We start from the raw sequence: 3,309 nt of genomic DNA on the forward strand, positions 1-3,309 counted from the left end.
TCGATGCCCGCCACCAGGTTCAGCCCCTGCCCCATGTAGCGGTGGATGAACACGTCCACCAGCACGCGCAGGCTCTTCGGGTCCTGCAGCAGCGGCGTGATGTCGCGGAACATCACCCCCGCCTGCGGCCAGTTGGGCACGGTGCGGATGCGCTCGCGCAAGTAGCGCGTCACGTCACCCAGCTCGGTGGACGCGGGAACGGACGACGGCGTGAGCAAGGCCGCCTGATGATGAGGAACGTGGGTCATGACAGGAACAGGAAAAGACAGTGCGCGGTAACCGGCTACCACCCGGGCCCGGAAGCACCGAACCACAATGGGCAGACCGCAACCATACAGGAGACACGGCGATGGCGAAAAAGATTCTGATGCTGGTGGGCGACTATGTCGAAGACTACGAAGTGATGGTGCCCTTCCAGGCACTCCAGATGGTCGGCCACACGGTGCATGCGGTCTGCCCCGACAAGAAGGCCGGCGATTCCGTCGCCACTGCCGTGCACGATTTCGAGGGTGCGCAGACCTACTCCGAGAAGCCCGGCCACCGTTTCACCCTCAATGCCAACTTCGCGTCCGTCGACCCCGCCGCCTACGACGCCCTGGTTGTGCCCGGTGGCCGCGCGCCCGAATACCTGCGCCTGAATGCGCGGGTGCTCGACATCGTCCGGCACTTCGCCCGCGCCGACAAACCCGTCGCGGCCATCTGCCATGGCGCGCAGCTGCTGTCGGCGGCGGGCGTGCTGGAGGGGCGCGCGTGCTCGGCCTACCCGGCGTGTGGCCCGGAAGTCACGGCAGCGGGCGGCCGATACCAGGACATCCCTGTCGACCAGGCCCACACCGATGGCAAATTGGTGACAGCGCCTGCCTGGCCGGCGCATCCCGCGTGGCTGGCACAGTTTCTTGAAGTCCTGGGGACGCGGGTCCTACACTGATCGGGTTGCCCGCAAGCCGGGCACCTGACCAGGAGACCCGGCCATGTGCGAAATCTTCATCCGCGCCAATCCCCACTCATACGACACCCTGGCCCGCTCGCTGCGCCTGCACGGCGTGGCGACCAGCGTGCGCCTGGAGTGCCTGTTCTGGGAGGTGCTCGAAGAGATCGGCCAGCGCGACGGGCTAAGCGTCAACCAGCTGATTGCCAAGCTCTATGACGAGCTGCTGGAGCGGCGCGGCGAGGTGGCCAACTTCGCCTCGTTCCTGCGCGTCTGCTGCCTGCGCTACCTGATGCTGCAGCAGGACGGGCGCATTCCGGCCGATACGCGCGTGTCGATCCGCTCGCTGGATGCAGCGGCCGTGCTGGCGGGCCTGCCGCCGAACTTGGCGGACACCGCGCCGCCGCGCCGCTCGCGCGGGCCGTTGCTCGAAGCGCTGGCCAAGTAGCGCCTAGCGCCGCATCAACGCGGGGTCAGCCGCTCCTCCGCCATCTGCAGCCCCTCGGGCGTACCGCGCAGCACGACGATATCGCCCAGCTCCAGCACCGTGTCCGGCTCCGGGTCAAGCGCGCGGATGCCATGTCGGCGGATCGCCGTCACCGAGGTCTTGAACGTCTCCAGCCCCATCGTGCCCAGCTTGTGGCCGATGGCGGGCGAGCCCGGGGCCAGCGGCACCGAGTGCAGCCGCACGGCATCGCGCTCGAGCATGTCCTCTTCATCGTCCTGGCCGTGGAAGTAGCCGCGCAGCAGGCTGTAGCGCGCGTCGCGCATCTGCTGCACGCGCCGCACCACGCGGCGCAGCGGCACGCCCAACAGCACTAGTGCGTGCGAGGCCAGCATCAGGCTGCCCTCAATGATCTCGGGCACCACCTCGGTGGCGCCGGCCTGCTGCAGGCGGTCCAGGTCGGCATCGTCGATGGTGCGCACGATCACGGGCAGGGTCGGCTCAAGCTTCTGCACGTGGTGCAGCACCTTGAGCGCTGAGGCCGTATCGGCATAGGTGATGGCGACCGCCGCCGCGCGGTGGATACCAGCCGCCACCAGCGACTCACGCCGCGCCGCATCGCCGTAGACCACGTGCTCGCCGGCCGCAGCGGCCTCGCGCACGCGATCGGGGTCCAGGTCGAGCGCCATGTAGCCAATCTCTTCCTGCTCCAACATGTGCGCCAGGTTCTGGCCGGAACGCCCGTAGCCGCAGATGATGACGTGGCGCTCGGTGGCGATGCTCTGCGCGGCGATCTTGGTCATCGCCAGCGATTGCATCAGCCAGTCCGTGCGTGAGAACCGCATGGCAATCGCATCGCTGTGCTGGATCAGGAACGGCGCCAGCAGCATCGACAGCAGCATCGCCGCCAGGATCGCCTGACCGAGCAGCGGGTCGATCAGGTGCATGCCGTCGATCTGGTTGAGCAGCACGAAGCCGAACTCGCCCGCCTGCGCCAAGCCCAGCGCGGTACGGATCGCCGCGCCGCCGCCCGAGCCGAAGCCGCGCGCCAGCAGCGCGATCAGCACGAACTTGAACAGCACCGGCCCCGCCACCAGCCCCAGCACCAACGCCCAGTGCTGGACCACGACGCGCGGGTCCAGCAGCATGCCCACCGTCACGAAGAAGAGGCCGAGCAGCACGTCGCGGAACGGCTTGATGTCTTCTTCCACCTGCAGCTTGTACGGCGTCTCCGACACCAGCATGCCGGCCAGGAAGGCGCCCAGCGCCATCGACAGGCCGAGCCGCTCGGTCAGCGCCGCCATGCCCAGCGTCACCAGCAGCAGGTTCAGCATGAACAGCTCCTGCGAGCGCCGCGCCGCCACCAGGTGGAACCAGCGCGAGAGCAGCTTCTGCCCCACGAACAGGATCATCACCAGCGCCACGGTGATCTTGAGCGCCGCAATCGACAGCGCCAGCACCAGGTCGCTCGGGTTCTTGCCCAGCGACGGCACCACAATCAGCAGCAGCACCACCGCCAGATCCTGGAACAGCAGCACGCTGATGATGTTGCGGCCGTGCTCGGTCTCGAGCTGCAGGCGCTCGGCCAGCAGCTTCGAGACGATGGCGGTGGACGACATCGCCAGCGCGCCGCCCAGCGCCAGGCCCGCCTGCCACGACAGCGGATACCAGCGCGAGAGCAGCATCGTGATCGGCACCGTCAGCAGCATGGTCAGCGCCACCTGCGACGCGCCCAGCCCCAGTACCAGACGCCGCATCGAGCGCAGCTTGGAGAGGTTGAACTCCAGCCCGATCGAGAACATCAGGAACACCACGCCAAATTCGGCGAGGTAGCGCGTCTGGGCAGAATCGGACTCCAGCCCCGTCGCCTTCGGCCCGATCAGCACGCCCACCACCAGGTAGGCCAGCATCGGCGGCAATTGCAGCATGCGGAACA

Annotated in this window: 3 protein-coding genes and 1 pseudogene; 2 read left to right on the forward strand and 2 right to left on the reverse strand. The window is 67.9% G+C overall.

The window, feature by feature from the left end:
* Window positions 1–248 (reverse strand): annotated as a pseudogene (locus QZ609_RS25685) (adenine phosphoribosyltransferase); the annotation flags it as partial.
* Between the two features lie 101 nt (window positions 249–349).
* Here QZ609_RS25685 and QZ609_RS25690 point away from each other — a divergent pair.
* The gene (locus tag QZ609_RS25690; protein ID WP_295501092.1) at window positions 350–928 is read left to right on the forward strand and encodes a DJ-1/PfpI family protein; all 579 of its coding nucleotides are present in this window, start codon (window positions 350–352) and stop codon (window positions 926–928) included.
* A gap of 43 nt (window positions 929–971) precedes the next feature.
* On the forward strand, window positions 972–1,376 hold the full coding sequence (locus QZ609_RS25695; RefSeq protein ID WP_295501095.1) for a ribbon-helix-helix domain-containing protein: 405 nt from the start codon (window positions 972–974) through the stop codon (window positions 1,374–1,376).
* 14 nt (window positions 1,377–1,390) lie between these two features.
* Here QZ609_RS25695 and QZ609_RS25700 read toward each other — a convergent pair.
* Window positions 1,391–3,309 (reverse strand): monovalent cation:proton antiporter family protein (locus QZ609_RS25700; RefSeq protein ID WP_295501098.1); only part of this gene is annotated, 1,919 nt, incomplete at its 5' end.

This window comes from uncultured Ralstonia sp. (assembly GCA_913056305.1).
Classification (GTDB): domain Bacteria; phylum Pseudomonadota; class Gammaproteobacteria; order Burkholderiales; family Burkholderiaceae; genus Ralstonia.